The sequence below is a fragment of the Stenotrophomonas sp. GD03794 genome, from assembly GCF_029842145.1.
Lineage (GTDB): Bacteria > Pseudomonadota > Gammaproteobacteria > Xanthomonadales > Xanthomonadaceae > Stenotrophomonas > Stenotrophomonas riyadhensis.
The window spans coordinates 1-17,843 of sequence record NZ_JAOCFV010000006.1 but is presented as its reverse complement, the minus strand read 5'-3'; the positions used below and the strand labels follow the sequence as shown (position 1 = coordinate 17,843).

General features: G+C 63.8%; 18 protein-coding genes. All 18 read left to right on the top strand.

Annotated features, from left to right (window positions below; translation table 11 throughout):
* Positions 1-16 precede the first annotated feature (16 nt).
* On the top strand, positions 17-175 hold the full coding sequence (locus N5D91_RS05145; protein WP_219629383.1) for a hypothetical protein: 159 nt from the start codon (positions 17-19) through the stop codon (positions 173-175).
* A 175-nt stretch (positions 176-350) separates the two neighbouring features.
* Entirely contained in the window at positions 351-2,765 is a 2,415-nt protein-coding gene (locus tag N5D91_RS05140) for a DUF5906 domain-containing protein (RefSeq protein ID WP_279907062.1), read from the top strand.
* Between the two features lie 341 nt (positions 2,766-3,106).
* Positions 3,107-3,751 (top strand): hypothetical protein, encoded by a 645-nt coding sequence (locus N5D91_RS05135; RefSeq protein WP_279907061.1) that lies wholly within the window; start codon positions 3,107-3,109, stop codon positions 3,749-3,751.
* Positions 3,748-5,679 carry a phage terminase large subunit family protein gene (locus tag N5D91_RS05130; RefSeq protein ID WP_180847311.1) on the top strand — a complete coding sequence of 644 codons (1,932 nt, stop codon included), beginning with the start codon at positions 3,748-3,750 and terminating at the stop codon, positions 5,677-5,679. The genes N5D91_RS05135 and N5D91_RS05130 overlap by 4 nt, the downstream gene beginning before the upstream one ends.
* Positions 5,676-5,993: a hypothetical protein gene (locus tag N5D91_RS05125; protein ID WP_219629384.1), complete on the top strand. Its 318-nt coding sequence runs from the start codon at positions 5,676-5,678 to the stop codon at positions 5,991-5,993. Before N5D91_RS05130 ends, N5D91_RS05125 begins: the two co-directional genes overlap by 4 nt.
* 79 nt (positions 5,994-6,072) lie before the next feature.
* Positions 6,073-6,285 (top strand): hypothetical protein, encoded by a 213-nt coding sequence (locus N5D91_RS05120; RefSeq protein ID WP_153856533.1) that lies wholly within the window; start codon positions 6,073-6,075, stop codon positions 6,283-6,285.
* 1 nt (position 6,286) lies between these two features.
* Positions 6,287-7,777, top strand: a complete 1,491-nt coding sequence (locus tag N5D91_RS05115; RefSeq protein ID WP_279907060.1) for a phage portal protein — start codon at positions 6,287-6,289, stop codon at positions 7,775-7,777.
* 47 nt (positions 7,778-7,824) lie between these two features.
* A complete protein-coding gene (locus N5D91_RS05110) occupies positions 7,825-9,762 on the top strand; it encodes a prohead protease/major capsid protein fusion protein (protein WP_258015110.1) in 1,938 nt (645 codons plus the stop codon).
* Positions 9,763-9,782: 20 nt separating this feature from the next.
* Positions 9,783-10,148: a DUF2190 family protein gene (locus tag N5D91_RS05105; protein ID WP_279907059.1), complete on the top strand. Its 366-nt coding sequence runs from the start codon at positions 9,783-9,785 to the stop codon at positions 10,146-10,148.
* Between the two features lie 80 nt (positions 10,149-10,228).
* On the top strand, positions 10,229-10,660 hold the full coding sequence (locus N5D91_RS05100; RefSeq protein WP_180847315.1) for a structural protein P5: 432 nt from the start codon (positions 10,229-10,231) through the stop codon (positions 10,658-10,660).
* Positions 10,657-10,995, top strand: a complete 339-nt coding sequence (locus tag N5D91_RS05095; RefSeq protein WP_180847316.1) for a hypothetical protein — start codon at positions 10,657-10,659, stop codon at positions 10,993-10,995. Before N5D91_RS05100 ends, N5D91_RS05095 begins: the two co-directional genes overlap by 4 nt.
* Positions 10,996-11,058: 63 nt before the next feature.
* Entirely contained in the window at positions 11,059-11,436 is a 378-nt protein-coding gene (locus tag N5D91_RS05090) for a hypothetical protein (RefSeq protein WP_180847317.1), read from the top strand.
* A 43-nt stretch (positions 11,437-11,479) separates the two neighbouring features.
* A complete protein-coding gene (locus tag N5D91_RS05085) occupies positions 11,480-11,803 on the top strand; it encodes a hypothetical protein (protein ID WP_180847318.1) in 324 nt (107 codons plus the stop codon).
* Positions 11,796-12,278: a hypothetical protein gene (locus N5D91_RS05080; RefSeq protein WP_180847319.1), complete on the top strand. Its 483-nt coding sequence runs from the start codon at positions 11,796-11,798 to the stop codon at positions 12,276-12,278. Before N5D91_RS05085 ends, N5D91_RS05080 begins: the two co-directional genes overlap by 8 nt.
* Positions 12,279-12,288: 10 nt before the next feature.
* Positions 12,289-13,089, top strand: coding sequence for a hypothetical protein (locus N5D91_RS05075; RefSeq protein WP_279907058.1), 801 nt, complete (start codon positions 12,289-12,291; stop codon positions 13,087-13,089).
* A gap of 71 nt (positions 13,090-13,160) precedes the next feature.
* Complete coding sequence (locus N5D91_RS05070) at positions 13,161-13,811, top strand: hypothetical protein (RefSeq protein ID WP_279907057.1); 651 nt, start codon at positions 13,161-13,163, stop codon at positions 13,809-13,811.
* Positions 13,804-17,550: a phage tail length tape measure family protein gene (locus tag N5D91_RS05065; protein ID WP_279907056.1), complete on the top strand. Its 3,747-nt coding sequence runs from the start codon at positions 13,804-13,806 to the stop codon at positions 17,548-17,550. The genes N5D91_RS05070 and N5D91_RS05065 overlap by 8 nt, the downstream gene beginning before the upstream one ends.
* Positions 17,547-17,843: hypothetical protein (locus N5D91_RS05060; protein WP_279907055.1), on the top strand; the 297-nt coding region annotated here is incomplete at its 3' end. The genes N5D91_RS05065 and N5D91_RS05060, both read left to right, overlap by 4 nt.

Sequence of the window (17,843 nt, the reverse complement as noted above, 5' to 3'; positions counted from 1 at the left end):
GTCTGCGCGGCAAGCGATGGAACTTGCAGCCCTGGCGCTGACTGATGCGGTGCCTGGGTTGGTTGGTGAAGAAGCTTTGGCAGAGCGCGAGCGCATCCGCCAGCGACAAGAGCAGCAAGACAACCGGCAGCACAGCCTGCCTTTGGGGAACCCTGATGTACCAAGCAAGCATTGATCTGGCCCCATCCCCCCGGGTGGCTTGTGAAAGGCCGCGTGCTGCCCGTGCTACTGAATCCGCCGTGGCATTGCGAGCTATTCGCGATACCAGCGATGGGTCCTCCCTGGATCTGACGAACGCGGGTATTCGGACGCGCATTTCCTGGGTAGATAGCGGCTCGGGAAACTACTGAATGTCTGAGAACTATGGGGATGTGCTGCAGCAGCTGCAGTCTGCCGGCCTGCTGGTCACCGATCTGGACACCACCGGGCGTATGGTCCGCTGCCGCGTCGAAGGCTCACGCGAGCGCCGCGGCTGGTATGCGCTCCACGAGCTGAACACGTCGGCCGGGGAGGTCCTGGTCGTCGGCACGTACGGTGTCTGGCACGGCAACGAAAATGGCGCGACCAAGGTCGATCTGCGCAAGCGCGACAAGACCTTCTCCGAAGAACAACGCGAAGCGCTGCGCAACCGGCTGGCCGAGGATCGTCGCAGGGCCGAGTTCGCTCGCCAGTCACAGGCGAAGCGGGCGGCAGAACGGGCCTCGTCGGCCTGGGCCAAGGCCAACGCTGTTGGCGAGGCCGACTACCTGGTCAGCAAGGGCGTGCAGGGTTTCGGTCTGCGCTATGGCACCACGGGCGCCGCACTTGTCCCGCTGCTGGACGTCAACGGCCAGGTGCACGGCCTGCAGGTGCTGCGCAGCGCGAAGCTGGCGGCGGCAGGGCGCAAGCCAGCCAAGGAATACTGGCCGGCCGGTATGGTCAAGAAGGGCCACTTTCACCTGATCGGCGGAAGCCCGCAGTGGATCCTGCTGGTGGCAGAGGGCTATGCGACTGCGGCCACGCTGCACATGGCGACGGGCTACCCGGTGGCCGTGGCGTTCGATGCTGGCAACATGCTGGCCGTCGCCTCGGCTCTGGCGAAGCGCTATCGCGGCATCAAGATGCTGCTGTGCGCTGACGACGACGTGCTGCAGAAGTGCCGGCATTGCAAGAGCCGCCTGGTGCTGGCCGACCATCCGCAGTTCTGCCCGTCGTGCGCGCAGCCGCATGGCGCGTCGAATGCCGGCCTGCTCGGTGCCGAGGCCGCAGCGCTGGACGTGGGCGGCGCGGTGCTGCATCCGCTCTTCGCCGATGAGCCGGCCAGGCGTGAGCGCTTCATCGACAGCGGCCGAAAGATCAGCGACTTCAACGATCTGCACGCCCAAGAGGGCCTGCATGTCGTGCGGGCGCAGGTCGAGGCCCGTCTCACGGAGCTGTCCTGGAGGGTGCCAGCAGAAAAACGCGCGCCTTCCATCACCAGCAACGGGGGCGCGGGGAAAGACCGCCTGACTCCTATCCACGCTCTCGGCGAGTTGCTTGAGCGGTTCGCGCTGGTCTATGGGCAGGGCGGTACTGTTTTCGACCACAAGGAACACATGCTGGTTGCGCTGGGCGACATGCGCGATGCCTGCGTGCGCAAGGAGTTGCACCGGGCGTGGATGGAGCATTCGGATAGGTCCATAGTGCGGGTTTCTGAGGTGGACTTTGATCCGTCGGGAGAGAAGCCGGGCGTTACCTGCAATCTGTTTGCTGGCTGGCCAACCGTGCCGCAGGAGGGCAACTGCGAGCGCCTGCTGCAGCTGCTCTGGCACATGTGCGGCAACGAAGCCAACCAGAAGGCGCTGTACGACTGGGTGGTCAAGTGGCTTGCCTACCCGTTGCAGCATCCTGGTGCCAAGATGAAATCGACCATCGTCATTCATGGTCCGCAGGGCACCGGAAAGAACATGTTCTTTGATGAGTACATGAAGCTCTACGGGGAGTACGGACGGGTCCTTGACCAAGCGGCGCTGGAAGACAAATTCAACGACTGGGCGAGTCGCAAACTTTTCCTGCTGGCCGACGAGGTGGTTGCACGCACCGAGGTGTACCACCTCAAGAACAAGCTGAAGGCGTTGATCACGGGTGAACGCATCCGCATCAACCCGAAGAACATCCAGGCCTACGAGGAAGACAACCACGCAAACCTGGTGTTCCTCTCCAACGAGGCGATGCCTGTCGTGCTGGAGGAGGATGACCGGCGCCACGCGGTGATCTGGACGCCGGACAAGCTCAGTCAAGAGTTCTACACCGAGGTTCTGGCGGACATCCGCAATGGCGCGACGGCAGCGCTGCACCATTATCTGCTGCAGGTGGATCTGACCGGCTTCACCAATGGCACCAACCCGCCGATGACCCAGGCGAAAGAGGAGCTGATTGGCCTGAGCCAAGACAGCCCGCAACGGTTCCTGGACGAGCTCTACGGCGATGACATTCCTGGGCTCAAGCCGATGCCGGCGCTCTCGAAGGAGTGGTACGAGGTCTACAAGGTCTGGTGCGCGCGGGAGGGCCTGCCACGTCCTGCGCCCTCACCAAAATTCATCAATGCGCTGGTACGCAAACGCCAGATCATCCACCCCGACCGGGCCCGGAAGCGCTACCAGATCGAGCAGAGCGTGAACGGGCCACACGGCTTCCTGATGCTTGGCAACTGCACCGTGCCTGACGGGCAGACAGAGGCGGCGTGGCTTGGAGACCAGGTCGTGTCCTTCCGCCGCATGTTCTCTGACTACAAGGGGCGTGCGTGATCACTATGCCCATCAATGTGCGGAGTGTGCGGGATGTGCGGGCATATGTGCGGGCACGGGATTTCCGTGAATCGCCCGTCGCAGTAGGCATGTGCGGGACGTGCGGGCATCGGCATACATGGGCGGGCGCGGGCGCGAACGGGTATAGGGCTACCTCATCAGGATGCGTCTCGCGTGCGTATGTAGGTGACCGCACATCCCGCACGCGACGCACACGCCTTGTGCCACAGCGATTCGGCGCCAATGGCGTCCCGCACACACCGCCGCACAGCCCGCACATGCTCGCGCGCGCGCGTTTTTCCGCTTTAACGATCTTCGAAGGAAATGGAGTGGGGGTAGTAATGGCTGAGGAAGACGTGACGATCACTGGCAAAGAGCTGGCCTCCCTGATCGGCTGCAGGCCGTCCTACGTGGTCGAGCTGAGGAAGAAGGGTAGGGTAGTGGTGGGGGCCGGCGGCAAAGGATTCCTGAAGACCGCCTCCCTGGAGCTCTACGCTCGTACCGCTGACCCGGTCTATGCCGGTGTCGCCCAGCGACACGCAGATGAGCGTGGCAGCCCGCTGGTGGGGAGCGTGGAGGGTGCCAACGCCGTCGACGCCGAAATCGAAGACGATGAAGAGGACGGCGATGACGACGATGCCAGGCCCTCACGCGCCGGCCGCCCCCAAACCCCGGATTCCGCGCGCAAGGCCAAGGCGCTCGCCGACAAGGCGGAGACCGACGCGCACATGGCCCACATCGCGCTGCAAAAGGAGCTGGGGTTGCTGCTGCCGCGCGCGGACGTGGAGGCATTCCTGGCTGAGCACGCAACGATGTTCCGGGGAGCGATGGAGCGCCTCGCCGATACGCTGGCGCCGCAGCTCGCCGCGACACTGGATGAGGCTGGGTGCCGGCGTTTGGTCTGGGATGAGGTGAGCCACGCCCTGGAAGAGCTCAGCCAGGGCTTCCGCACGCTGGCAGCCAAGGCGGCGGAGGCTTCGGAATGATGCAGGCACAGCACTGCCTGGCATCGGTGTTGGCGCGCTCGCTGCAGCCGCGGCGGCCCATGAGCGTGTCGCAGTGGTGCGATGAGCACATGCGCCTTTCCACCAAGAGCGGCAGCAAGCCCGGGCGCTGGGTGACGGACCGCAACCCGCCGCTGCGCGAGCCGATGGACAACATGTCCGCCCGTAGCCCGGTGCATGACCAGGTCTGCATGTTCCCGATCCAGTTCGGCAAGAGCCAGCTGGCGACCAATGCCATGGCCTACTGGATGGACTACGCGCCCGGCCCGATGATGTATGCGCTGCCGGGTGAGGTGTCCATGAACAAATGGATCGCCCAGAAGCTCAATCCGATGATCGAGGTGTGCGCAGCGGTGAAGAAGGCGCTGACCAGCACCGCCAGCCGCGACAGCGCGAACCAGCGCACGTTCAAGGATTTCGCCGGCGGCCAGCTGTTCGTGGAGCACATGGGCAGCCCGCAGCGCCTGAAGTCCTCGACGGTGAAGTACCTGCAGGTGGATGAGATCGATGAGGCGCCGCAGCAGCTGTCCACGGGTGACGATCCGGTCAAGATGCTTGATGGCCGCACGTCCTCGTTCCCAACGACGTACAAGCGCCAGTACATCAGCACCCCTGGCATCGCCGGACTCAGCCGTATTGCCAAGCTGTACGACAAGAGCGATCAGCGCCGGTACCACGTTCCGTGCCCCCACTGTGGTCACTACCAGGCTCTGCAATGGAGCGGTCTGGTGTGGTCGCCCGACAAGAGCCACGCGTGGTATGCGTGCTGCGAGTGTGGTGTCGCCATCGAGGAACACTTCAAGACCGAGATGATCGCCAACGGGCGCTGGGTCGCGGCCAACCCTGATTCGCCCATTCGCGGCTACACCATCAACTGCCTGTACTACCAGTTCGGTCTGGGGCCGCGGTGGTTGGACTTGGTAAAGGAGTGGTTGGAGGCACAGGGTGATCCTGCTTCCCTCAAAACCTTCGTGAATGACCGGCTTGCCGAGACCTGGGAAGACCCGTCGATGCGCGCGGTCAAACACAACGTGATCAAGGATCGTGCTGAGCCCTATGCCTTGCGCCTGGCTCCACCTGGGGTGCTGGCAATCACCGTGGGTGTCGATACCCAAGACGGCCGCCTTGCGGTTCACACCGTTGGCTGGGGGCGTGGCATGACCGCTTGGACCTTGGACTACGTGGAACTTCAGGGTGACCCGGCGGAGGAAGCCGTGTGGGTTGCTCTGACGGACCTGCTCAATCGCGCCATTGAGCGAGAGGATGGTGTGCTGCTGCGCGCGATGGCGGTCGCTATTGACGCCGGTGGCCACCGGACCGAAGCGGTCAAGAACTACGTCCGTCAGCGACGTGTCACGCGGCCGATGTGCATCTTTGGTGCCGTGCCAAATAACGCCCCGGTACTATCAAAAGGGAAGTTGGTTGACGTGACCTGGAAGGGGAAAACCGACAAGCGCGGCATCGTCATTCACCATGTGGGCACGGTCAATGCGAAGCACTACCTCTACAGCAGGCTCTCGGCCGACGCCGAGCGCGCGGTGGCGATGCGGATGGTGCATTTCAGCGATCAGCTTCCGGAGGAGTTCTTTCCTGGATTGGTTTCGGAGGTCTACAACCCGGTGAAGAATCGATTTGAGAAGAGAGTGACCCGCAATGAACCGCTGGACACTTGGGTGTACGCCTATGCAGCGACGCATCACCCGGAGGTACGTTTGAATCGCTTTACCCGAGCGGATTGGGATCTGGTGGAGCAGCGCTTGTTGTCCTCGGTCACGCCATTGGACGACGTTCCACGCGAAACGAGCGGGGAAACCGTCTCGCCGGTCGAAGAATCCGATTCCCGTGAAACATCCCTCCCGCCGAGGAAGGTTCGCTCCACGTCTGCGCAGCAGTTCCGGAGGCAGTGGTGAGCCGGAACACTATTCGCCAGCGCATCCGTATCAACGAGCTGACGGATGAGCTGACCATTGGGGCGGCGCTTCGCCTTCGCTGCGACAGCGACGAAATCCGCGACGTGGTGGCGGCGGTCGTGGCCTACCTGGTCGAGGAGTATCCAGCACAGGATCTGTACATTCCGGCTAGCCTCCAGGCAGCCCAATACCCTGTGGGCGAAATCCGGAAAGGGTTGGAGCGACAGGAATCCGTTCGTTCCCTCTGCAAGCGGTTCCGGATCGATCGACGGACGCTGTACCGGCTGTTGGATGAGCCTTCTGCCAATGGGTGAGGGGTGCGGGTGAGTTCCCCGAGACTCACCCGCACTTGGTACGGAAACTGGCATCCATGGAATCGCGGATGCCCTTGCCATGAGCTGGACCCATGACGATGTGAAGCGCCTGAAGGCCGCTATCGCCAGCGGCCAGCTTTCGGTGCGGCACGGGGATCGTCAGGTCACATATCAGTCCGTCGAGGCAATGCTGACGGCGCTGGATCGTATGGAGGCGGAGCTTGCCGCCGCTGCACCTGTGCGGAAACCGGCGACGCGCCGCTATCGATTCACGACGTTGAGGGGATTCTGAGGTGGCGATTCCCTTGCTCGAGCGTGCCATCGCTGCGGTAGCCCCCGGCTTCGCGCTGCATCGCCACCGGGCGCGTGTGATGCTCGATGCTGCCAGAGCCTACGAAGGTGCTTCGCGTGGTGATGGCTGGCGGGTGCGCCGGGCCGGTGCCAGTGCCAACACCGATCACATGGCTGATGCGCGCGAGCTGCGCAATCGCGCGCGTTCGCTGGTGCAGAACGTCCCGTACTGCGCACGGTCGCTGCAGGTGCTTGTGAGCGCAACCATTGGCACGGGCATCACCCCGAAGGCTGAGGGTCCAGACGCTGCACGCCTGGACAAGCTGTGGTCGCGCTGGGCGGACGTTGCTGACGCTGACGGAAAGTCCGATATCTACGGGCTGATGGCAACCGCATATCGAGCGATGGAGCAGGATGGTGAAGTCCTGATCCGCCGTCGCACGCGTCGCATGTCAGATGGCCTTGCGGTTCCGCTGCAGCTGCAGGTCCTGGAGATCGACTGGCTGGACGGCAGCAAGAATGGCTCGTTGCGTGGTGGTGGCCAGATCATCAACGGGATCGAGTACGACGTGCTCGGCCGCGTACGGGCGTACTGGCTGTTTGCTGCCCATCCGGGCGAGGCCGTTCGCGGCTCCGTACGTATGACCAGCGCTGCAGTTCCCGCTGCCGACATTATCCATCTGTTCAACCCCGTGCGCCCCGGTCAGGGCCGCGGTATCAGCCGGTTTGCGCCAGTCATTGCGCGCGTGCGCGACCTGATGCTGTACGAAGATGCTGAGCTGGCGCGCAAGAATCTTGAGGCTCGCCTGGGCGTCATCGTCAGTGGCGATCCAGAAGCCATGGCGAACAGCGAAGAGGACGGTCCTTCCCAGCTGAGCGGGGACCGGGAGTCGATGACTGACCTCGGGCCGCTGCCGAGTGGCGGTATCACGCATGTTTCCGGCGCGACTGGCTTCCAGACCATCGAGCCTAAGCCGGCTGGTGGCTACGTGGAGTACTGCAAGTACAACGCGCACATCATCACTGCGGGCATCGGGGTTCCCTACGAGTCTGCAACGGGCGACATGCGCGAGGTCAATTTCTCCAGTGCACGCATCCGCCAGATGGAGTTCCGCCGTGACACTGAGCAGCTCCAGTGGCTGGTTCTGATCCCGCAGATGTGCAAGCCCATCTGGCGTTGGTTCGATGAGGCTGCGGCGCTGGGAGGCGAAGTACGCAACCCGGGCAGCTCGGCCGACTGGAGCACTCCGCGCTGGGACTACGTCAATCCCAAGCAGGACATCGACTCGGAGATTGCTGGAATGGGCGCAGGGCTGCTGTCGCCCAGCGAATCCCTGCGGCGGCGCGGCTATGACGCCGACGCTGTCTTTGTCGAGATGGGCAAGGACTACGCCCGAATGGAGCAGACGGGCGCGCTCAAGCTCATGAGCTTCCTGCAATCCAGCGCTGCCCGGTCGATGCCGGCCGCAGCCCCTTCACCCAACGAGGAATAGTCATGCCTCAGGCAACACAGCCTTCGGCTATCGAGGGAACCCGGCTGATGCCACAGCAGCTGCGCGAGGCGCGGCTGCTGCCCGCCAGCTTCAACAAGGAGGCGCGTACGGTCGAGCTGGTGTGGACCGAGGGTGCTCGCGTCCGGCGCTACGACTGGTGGAACGATACGGCCTATTGGGAAGAACTGGTCGTCGACGACGCTTCCGTGAACATGTCGCGCCTGGAGTCGGGGACCGCGCCTGTCCTTGACAGCCACAACACCTGGAACCTGAGGTCGCAGATGGGCGTGGTCGAGCGTGCGTGGCTTGCCGATGGCAAGGGTCATGCGCTCATCCGTCTTTCCGAGCGCGAAGAATTGGCCGGGGTCGTGGCCGATATCAAGGCCGGGATCATCCGCAACATCTCGGTTGGCTATAGCGTCCAGCGCTATGAAGTCGAGCGTGCGGTGAACCCGGGTGATCTTCCCGTGTACCGCGCGGTGGAATGGACACCGACCGAAATCAGTTTCGTCACCGTGCCCGCCGACCAGGGCGCAGCCACCCGCAGCAACCAACCCGCGCAGGGAACCCCTTGCGTGTTCACCCGTAGCGCATCGTCGCAGGAGACCGTTATGCCCCAGCCCACCGCCCGTGCCGCCGATCCGGTGGTGCAGCAGGAGCCCACCCCCAGCACCTCTACCCCGACCGCAGCAGCTCCTGCCGCGCCGGTTCAGCCGCCCCAGGCTGACACTCGCGCAGCGGACATCGTCGATTTGGCCCAGCGCCACGGCCAGAGCGAGCACGCCGCCGACTGGATCCGAGCGGGTCACAGTGTCGACCACGTGCGCGGCCTCATCCTCGACAGCTTGGAGCGCGCGGACAAAGCCGCCGGCGGCAATATCAACCGCATCAGCGTCACCGAGGATGAAAGCGAGCTGCAGCGGGCCGCAGTTACCGATGCGCTGCTGTCGCGTGCACAGGTCATTGATCCCAGCACGAAGCGCACGTTCGTTCTGACCGGCGACAACCCGGTACGCGGGCTGACGCTCATGGACCTGGCACGACGCAGTCTGGAGCGCAGTGGTGTGCGCACCGATGGTATGTCGAAGCTGGAGCTGGTGGGCCGCGCCTTCACCCAGACCGGCAGCGATTTCCCGATCCTGCTGGAAGCGACCATGCACAAGGCACTGCAGTCGGCCTACGCCGTGGCGCCTGATACCTGGTCGCGCTGGTGCGCTACCGGCACTGTCAGCGACTTCCGCCAGCATTCCCGCTATCGCGTGGGCAGCCTCGGCAACCTGGACGCCCTGACCGAGGCCGGTGAATTCAGGAACAAGACGATTCCGGATGGCGAGAAGGCGACGGTCACTGCTGGCACCAAGGGCAACATCATCAACCTGACCCGCCAGGCCATCATCAACGATGACTTGGGTGCGTTCATCGGATTGGCAACGGCATTCGGTCGCGCGGCCAAGCGAACCATCGAAGCGGATGCCTATGCGTTCCTGGCCAGCAACCCCAAGCTGGAATCTGGTAAGGCGCTGTTCCACGCCGACCACGGCAACATCCTGGCTGCTGCCCTGCCGGGCGTTGAATCGGTGGACGCCCTGCGCGTGCAGTTGGCTGGCCAGAAGGATGTGGGTGGGAACGATGTGCTGGATCTGTCGCCAGCCCTGTGGCTGGGCCCGACCAAGTATGGCAGTGCGGCACGGGTGACCAACAAGGCCGAGTACGACCCGGACACGGCAGGGAAGCTGCAGCGCCCCAACGCAGTGCAGGGCTTGTTCCGCGACATCGTGGATACCGCGCGAATCAAGGATGACAAGTGGTACCTGTTCGCTGATCCCGCCGACTGCCCGGTTATCGAGGTGGCCTTCCTGGACGGTGTTACCGAGCCGTTCCTCGACTACGAAGAAGGCTTCACCGTGGACGGCGTGCGCTGGAAGGCTCGCTTGGACTTCGGCCTGGCTGCCCTCGACTACCGTGGCGCGCAGCGCTGCGGCTAACCCCTCTGGAGCACAACGACATGGCAAAGAACTTCGTTTCCGATGGGGACGTGATCCTCTGGACCAACAACAGCGGGCAGGCCGTTGCCTCCGGCCAGGCGGTGGTGATCGGTCACCAGCTGGGGGTCGCCCTGGTGGCCATTGCCGTCGGTGCCGCTGGTAGCGTGGCACTGGGTGGTGTCTTCACCCTGCCCAAGGTGCCGGCTGCGACCTTTGAGCAGGGCGAGAAGCTGGTGTGGGATGCCAGCGCCAATGCCTTCGACGGCAGTGACGCGACCGCTGCGGCTGGCGATATCACGGGTGCGGCGTTTGCCTGGGCTGCTGGTGCTGCCGGGCAGGCCACCGCCGAGGTGCGCCTCTCGCCGGGTAACGCCACCAAGGCGTAACCGAATAGGCCGGCACCGCTCACAGACGCCCGGGTGGCATGGGCGGTGCCGGTTCTTCCACAGCGACCACAGGGGATCGCATGAGCACCACCAGCGCGCCGCGCGGCGTACGCAACAACAATCCTGGCAACATCGACCGCACCAGCACGCCGTGGCAGGGTGAGGATCGATCCGCCGCGGCCATCGCCCGCGAACAGCGCTTCTGCGTGTTCCTGACCCCGCAGGCCGGGTTCCGCGCCCTGGCGAAAACCCTGCTCACCTACCAGCGCAAGCACGGCCTGCGCACGGTGAAGGAGATCATCGGGCGCTGGGCTCCGCCGGTGGAGAACGATACTGGCGCATACGTGCAGCAGGTTGCAAATGCCGTAGGCGTGTCTCCGTCCGAAGTCATCCGGTTGGACAACCCTGTGACGCTGGGTCGTCTTGCGACCGCCATCGCAAAGCACGAGAACGGTGGCATGTACTGGAACGCCGACGTAGTTGCTTCAGGCATCGCCGAGGCGCTGAAGTGATCGGGGGCGCCGAGGCTGCTGGTGCTCCTTGGTGGCTGGCTGCCAGCGCAGTCGCGCTGTGGCTGCTCCGGGAAACGTGGGGTGCGGTTCTGGCGCGTCGCAAAGAGCGCACCGAGACCGATGCCAACGTCGATCTGCTCAACGGGCTCGTTGAGCGGGTGAAATCGTTGGAAACCTCCCAGGCGGAGGTGGTCAAGCAGTACAACGAGGAGGTCCGCTTGCGTATGAAGGCGCAAGAGGATGCCCATAGGTTGAGGCTTCGTGTCATCTCGCTGGAGTCCGCTCTCAAGCAGTTGGGAGTGGTCGTCCCTCCCGTCGAGGAGCCTGTGGCATGAATCGGGTGCTTCTGGCGCTGCTGCTTGGCTTGAGCGTCCTGGTCATTTGGCAGAGGGGTTCGGTTGCTCAAGCGCGCCGGGTTGCCGACATCGCATCGGCTGCCCGAGACAAAGCTCGCGATGAGCGTGATGCCGCTGCCACGGCACTGGCTGACGCGAATGACGTGCTTGCGGCGGAGCGCGGAAGCGCTCAAGCAGCCAATCACCTGGCTGCCACATATGAAAAGGAAAAGAACGATGCACAGAAAGCATCTGATCGCCTTATCGCTGATCTTCGCGCTGGCAACCAGCGCCTGCACCAGCGTTGGCAAGCGTCCGTCGCTACCGCCGAGCTGTCCGCAGCCGCCGCTGCCGCCAGCCAGCCTGATGGTCGAGCCGACGACCGAATTGAGAGTGCGGGCCGAGCTGTTGGCGCCGCCGCCCAGTGCGACGCCCAAGTGAGGGCTCTGCAGGCATATGCGTTGCTGTGTTCGGGAGGTGCCCAGTGAGCGAGGTGGATTTCCTTCGTGACATGGACGCAACCATTCACGCGTCGCTGGCCCTCGCGGGGATGGCTTCCACCGCCAAGGTGACTGCGCTGAAGACGGGGGTGGTTACTGAAGGTGTGCGGGTCTACATCGATCGCGACGTAGAGACCATTGGCGATCTGCGGCAGTTCGTCTCGGGCCGTATCGAAATAGCCTTTCTGCGTGCGGATGTCGAACCGGAACAGGGCGATCTTGTTGAGGTTGGTGGCGAAGTGTTCGTGAATTCGAAGAGGCTCAGTGATGACGGCTCGCGCAGCCTCTGGTTGGTGCGCCGTGGTTGAGCTGGTCGAACCACTCTCCTGGCAGCTGGTCGAGTTCCTGCGCGATCGCGTGAAACTGATCCGTACCTCGGCCGGTTTCCGCACCGATATCGGCAGTGGGCTGATCGTGGTGGACGATGATGAGGTGAGCGAGGACGAATCCGAGCCCGCCACCGTCATCTCGGTCCCGCAACTCTCGCGTAGCGGCGGTAGTAGTGCCCAGGTCAGCTCCGATGCGGCAATCACCATCGAGTTCGAAGTGCCGCGCGGAAGTGGACAGGCGAATCCGAAGCTACTTGTGCACCGTGCCAGGCACGACTTGATCCGGGCACTGACCTTCAACCCCAAGCTGCTGCCGAAGGGCGTCACTGCGTTCGAGCTGGTTTCAACCCAGATGGCAACCCTGGAAGACGACGCAGGGCATACCGCCGTCGTCGCTCAGATCACCGCGCGGGCTGGTCTGACCGAGACCTTTGAGCCCGTCCCCAACCCGTAGGAGCAATACCATGGCACAGCCCAAAGTCCGCAAGTTCGCAGGCGATCTGCGTTTCTGGGAGTACGGCGCGAACGGCGCCCGCATTCCTGTCATCCCTGAGCCGGCCGACAAGTTCGGCAATCAGCCACTCGAACAGTCGTCGCTGACATTCAGCTACGAAGCTGGCGATTCGGTGGAGATCAAGAGCAAGCGCCGTGATGCGCGGTATCAGCAGATCATCCACAAGGACTCCAATCCCGGTGTCACCAGCGTCTCCATCACTGCGCTGGAGGTGCCGACCGCCATCCTGGCCCGCATGCTGTACGGCACACTGGTGTCCACGCAGGTCGCTGCCGGTACTGCCACCGACGTTTCCGTAATCGTGGGTAGCTTGGACACGCCGGTGAAGCTGCCGCACAACTTCCTCTTGGCCGATACCGAGCCGACTTTCAAGAAGGGCGCTGTCGACCTGGTCAAAGGCACGGACTACACCCTGGACTCGGTGCATGGCCTGCTGATCCCGAAGCCCGGCGGCGCACTGCAGGCCGGTGACACCGTGGTGGCCAACTACAAGTACGACGCGTACCTGGAAACGGCCATCAGCGGCGGCACCACCCCGAGCAAGTCGTTCCAGATCCTGGGCGACATGCAGGACCGCATCAGCGGCGACGAGGGCCTGCTGACGATCCCGAACGTCGACCTCACTGTGGATGGTGACGTGGACTGGTTCAGCGACGAGCCGATCCAGGTGACCCTGACCGGTCCGGTGATCTTCCAGTCCGGTGAGGCCGATCTCTACACCTTCAAGATTGCCGCGCAGTCGGCGGGCTGAGCGAGCTGGTGACCTTGGCAAGGGGAGGGCGCCCGTACGGCGCCCTCCCCGCATGAATCAGGAAGGGCTTAGTGGCATCCAATCGCGCCAACAACCTGCTCAAGTACTACGTCAGCGGTCGGCGGGCTAAAGGCTTCCACGGCCTGACCGACCTGGCCGGCGAGGTGCTGAACCGGTATGACCTTTCGGTTCAGCGGGCCTTTGTCGGTCTGCAGCGCCGTGCAGGGCCGGCCACCACGCAGGAGGTCCGGGCGTCCTACAACATCCGTGCTGCGGCCCTCCGCGGGAAATACCGCGTGGAGACGGGTGAACGGGGCTACAGCACCGGCAAGCGCAGCAGGGATGACTTCCTGTCGATCTGGGCCAGCACCCGGCAGATCTCGCTGATCGAGTTCGGTGGCCGCTGGGCTGGCAGGAAATCAAAGGGCGCGACGGCCAGCATCGGCCTAGGCGAATCAAAAACCTACGACGGCGCCTTCATCGCCACGATCAAGGGGCGCAAGGCCATCCGGGTGCGCAGCTGGGATCGGGCGCAGCAGAAGCGGTACGGCCGTGGGCCGGTTCGCATCCTGCGCGGGCCTAGCCCCTTCGAGATGCTCTCCGGCGCCGACGGTAACAGCCGCGCCCTCACCGCACGTGGCCGGCTGATGGACCGCCTGCACACCACCTACGTGACTGAACTGCGCCGCCAGTGGCGCATCAACGGAAATACCAATGGCTGATCGGCTGGAAGAAGCAATTCGGGTTGTCATTGAAACCCAGGGCCGCGAGGGTGTGGACGAACTGCGCGCGGCGTTCGGCGACCTGGGTGACGTATCGGTCGAGACGGCCGGCAAGGCCTCGAAACTGCTTGACTCTCTCACCGGGCTGAACGCCGCTGCAGCGAAGGCGGATGCCTTTGATGGCATGTTGACCGACCTGGCCGAGTTGGAACGGCAGTTTGGCGACAACCAGAAGGCCGCGCTTTCGCTCAGCCTCAGTATCGGCGAGATGGAGAAGCCCTCGCGCGAAGTGCTGGCGGCCCAGCGCGACTTGCGCAAGGAGGGTGAGCGGCTGCAGAAGGCACTTACCGAGCAGTGGGATGCGGTTGCCAAGGCTGATGACGAACTGTCCTCGCTTGGCGTCAACACCGCCAACCTGGCTGACCACCAGCAGCGCCTGCGTATCGAGGCAACCCGCAGCGCGGCGGCACTCACTGAGCAGGCGCGGGCCGCTGCGGCAGAGGCCGAGGCGGGGCGTCGGCGCAAGCAGCAGATCGAGGAAGGCGAGGCTGCCTTCCGCAAACAGGCCACCACCAGTAAGGCGGCGGCCAAATCGCTGGCCGAATACCGCGAGCGCGCCGCTGATGCTGCAGCCGGCAGCGGCGACCTGGCCTCGGCTACCGAGAGCACGGTCAGCTGGTTCGGTAAGCTGAAGGCTGTGGCTGCGGGTGCGATCGCGTTTGTCGGCCTGAACCGGGTGGTCGAGGGCATCAAGGCCATCGTGAAGGAAGGCAGCGACGCCGAGCAGGAGCTGGCGCAGCTGGAAGCTGCCTTGCACGCCACGGGGCGCACCAGTGAATTCACGGCGCAGAGCCTGGCCGCCATGCGGAAGGAGCTTCAGGGTGGGTTGTTTGACGATGGGGAAATCAGTGCAGCTCAGGTGCGCCTTCTGTCCTACAGCAACATCGTCGGTGAGCAGTTCCCGGCGGCGATGCAGATCACCATCGATCAGGCCCAGCGGTTGGGTATGTCGCTGGAGCAGTCGGCCGAGGTGGTGGGCAAGGCGCTGCAGACGCCGTCCAAGGCCATGGAGAGTCTGAGCAAGCAAGGCTTCACCCTGGATGACAGCCAGAAGGCCCTGATCAAGAGTCTGGAAGCGACGGGTCAGGTTGCGCAGGCACAGTCCATCATCTTGGACCTGCTTGCCGAGTCGTACGGCGGCGCGGCCGCAGCGGCGAAGGTGGGCACCATCGCCGGCCTGTGGAAGGCGGCCACTGATCGGTTCAAGGACTGGAAGCAGGAAGTCGCCGACCAGGGCGTCCTGACCTACTTCAAGGAACAGCTCACCACGCTTCTGGAAACGCTGGACCGTCTGGCCAAGGACGGTAGTCTCACCCGATGGGCCAGGCAGACGGCCCAGGCCATCATCACCATGGCCGAGGCGGTAAAAGGCACGACGCAGTTCGTATTCGAACATGTTCGTGTTATCGGAATGATGATTGCCGTATACGCCCAGTTCAAGATTGTTGGTGCATTGCTTCAGCTCAACGCATGGCGCTTGGCGTTGATCGCGACGACCCAGGCTCAACTTGCGAACAATGCAGCAGTTGCGACTGGTCGGCGGGGGATCAGCAGTTTCGGGGCGCTGCTAAGCAGTCTTCCGAAGACTATCAAGATCAATCTTCCTCTTCTATTCATATGGGCCGCGATTGAAGGGTTGAAGCGGCTGAAGATATTCACCGAGGACGTACTTCGTCACAACAGCACTGAGTTGAAGGCAGCGGGGGAGGCACAACGCGCCTACATCAGCCAAGTGCGTGATTCCGCGTTGCAACTCCGCCAGCAGGCGGTGTCCTTCATTGCTTACCGTGACGTGGTCATCAAGTCAGCCGAGGAAGTCACTAAGCTGGGAGAGGCAGAGCGGCTGGCCTATGAAAAGCGTCTGTCTGGACTTGAACAGTACCTGACCGCGCAGGAGGGCTTCCTGCTAATGCAGAAGAAGTCCGGTATGGCGACGGCAGAGCAGCTGCAGCAGTTGGGCCAGGTGACGCAGCAGCTGCTGGACGTCTCGACAGGTTTTGCAGCGCTGCGGACCGCTGTCCGGACGGCGTCCGACGCGATGAAGAACGGCATCGGCGGCGCGGCGCAGCTGGTTGTCCAGCAGCTGGAGGGGATTGATGGCAACGCCAAGCTGGCGGCCGAGTCCATCCGCAAGATGTTCTCCGGGCTCAATTTTGCCGATACGGCTAGCCTTGCCTCAGTAGGAGAAGCGCTGGGCTTCATCGCTACTCAGGGTGCTGTGGCCGAGCGGAACGTGCGCGATGGCCTTCTCGCTACGCTGCAGCAGTTGTCGGGTGAAGAGCTCGCCCGGTTCCAGGGTGCGACGCAGGCGGCGTTCAACTCGCTGCCACAGGGCGCTGTGAACGCTGCTGCGGTACTGCAGACCACTCTGCTTGCCGCGATGACCAAGCTGGGCGTCGCCTCGGGAAAGCTGGGGGTCGGCTTCACCCAGGCCGGCCGTGATGCTATCGCCGCATTCGGGGCAATTACCGAGAACGCGGTGGCGACCAGCGCCCAGATCGAGGCTGCCTTCAAGGCTGCGCTGGGCAACGTCGCCACGCTGGACGAGGCGCGCACTCTCGGCAATCTGCTGCAAGCAGCGGGCGAGCAGGGACGGGTCGGCTTCGATTCGGCGGCCCGCGCGGCTGCGGCGCTACGTGCGCGGCTTCGCGAGATCGAGGCGGGCCTGAACCCGCTGGCCGATGAATTCCAGCGTCTCGGTATTCAGTCGCAGCAGTCGCTGAATGCTGCACGCGACTCAGCCTGGGAAGCGTTCGAGACTATCCGCAAGGGGGCCTCCAGCGGGAAGGCCTCTGTTGATGACGTGCGCCGTGCGTTCCGCGCGTATGCCGATACCGCCAAGGCCGCTGTGGCCGACAGTGATGCATGGCGCCGGAACCAGGTGCAGTCGCAGCTGGATGTGCAGGGCGCCATCTACGAGACGGGTGACGCGTTGGGTGAACTCGGCACGAAGGGCGAGTCGGCTATGGGGCGCGTGGAGCAGGGAGCGCAGAAGGTCACGGGTGCGCTGAAGGAAGTCAAGCAGGCGTCTGATGAGGCGGGTAGTGGCGTGGAGCGGGTGGCTGCCGGCGCCGCTGCGGCTGGCGACAACCTCGGTAGCGCATCCACAGCTGCCCGTGGATTCTCCCTCAACATGGGAGAAATCTCCGACAAGACCCGAGAACTGTTGGGTCAAATGAACGGGCCGAACAGCCTGCAGCAGTTCGCGAACATCTGGAATTCTCTCTACAGGCAGCGTCAGGACCTGGCGAAGTACACGGAGGAACAGAAGAAGCTGCTGGACGGCATGGACGAGATTTCCGGCAAGCGGAAGGAGCTGGCCGAGCGCTTCGACTTGGTTGGAGCGGGTGAGCTGGATGCCATCGTTCAGCTCGAAAACCAGATCGAGTCCAAGCGATTGGAAAAGGAGAAAGCGGCACAGCAGGCTGCCCAAGAGCGCCGCAAGGCGGCGTTGGCCGAGGCCGAGGCGCAAGCCAAGGCCGATGCTTCTCGCATTCAAGCAGGCGATACGAAAGAGCAGGTTCTGACCATCGATTGGAAGGCTCCCAGCAAGGAAGTGGTAGCGGGCGCGACGGCGGCAGAAATCCAGCAGGCCGAGCGCATTGCAGGTCTGGTTGCCCCCATCGTGCTGCGAAAGATCGAGCGAAGCCGTGCGGTGTCGGTCAGGGGGGCGCGATGAGCCGAGTTGTCCTGGCCGGGGTTGAGCTTCCGGCAGATCTGCAATGGACGGACGAATTCACTGCTTGGCGCGTCGGGCAGCAGGTTCGTACCAGCCTGACCGGGGCGCTGATCGTCCAGGAGTCTGCGCGACAGGCCGGTCGGCCGATCACGTTGCAAACCACCCGGGATGGCCAGGCGTACGTCGGCCCGGTGCGGTTGGATGTGCTGCGCCAGCTGCAGGAGCTGAGCGGGCAGCTGCAGGTTGCCCCGTTGACGCTGATCCTGCCGGCGCACAACGGCGGTGACCGCACG

Coding starts and splice junctions, on each gene's coding strand:
- N5D91_RS05145 (WP_219629383.1), top strand. CDS start 17: ATGGAACTTGCAGCCCTGGCGCTGACTGATGCGGTGCCTGGGTTGGTT.
- N5D91_RS05140 (WP_279907062.1), top strand. CDS start 351: ATGTCTGAGAACTATGGGGATGTGCTGCAGCAGCTGCAGTCTGCCGGC.
- N5D91_RS05135 (WP_279907061.1), top strand. CDS start 3,107: ATGGCTGAGGAAGACGTGACGATCACTGGCAAAGAGCTGGCCTCCCTG.
- N5D91_RS05130 (WP_180847311.1), top strand. CDS start 3,748: ATGATGCAGGCACAGCACTGCCTGGCATCGGTGTTGGCGCGCTCGCTG.
- N5D91_RS05120 (WP_153856533.1), top strand. CDS start 6,073: ATGAGCTGGACCCATGACGATGTGAAGCGCCTGAAGGCCGCTATCGCC.
- N5D91_RS05110 (WP_258015110.1), top strand. CDS start 7,825: ATGCCACAGCAGCTGCGCGAGGCGCGGCTGCTGCCCGCCAGCTTCAAC.
- N5D91_RS05105 (WP_279907059.1), top strand. CDS start 9,783: ATGGCAAAGAACTTCGTTTCCGATGGGGACGTGATCCTCTGGACCAAC.
- N5D91_RS05100 (WP_180847315.1), top strand. CDS start 10,229: ATGAGCACCACCAGCGCGCCGCGCGGCGTACGCAACAACAATCCTGGC.
- N5D91_RS05075 (WP_279907058.1), top strand. CDS start 12,289: ATGGCACAGCCCAAAGTCCGCAAGTTCGCAGGCGATCTGCGTTTCTGG.
- N5D91_RS05065 (WP_279907056.1), top strand. CDS start 13,804: ATGGCTGATCGGCTGGAAGAAGCAATTCGGGTTGTCATTGAAACCCAG.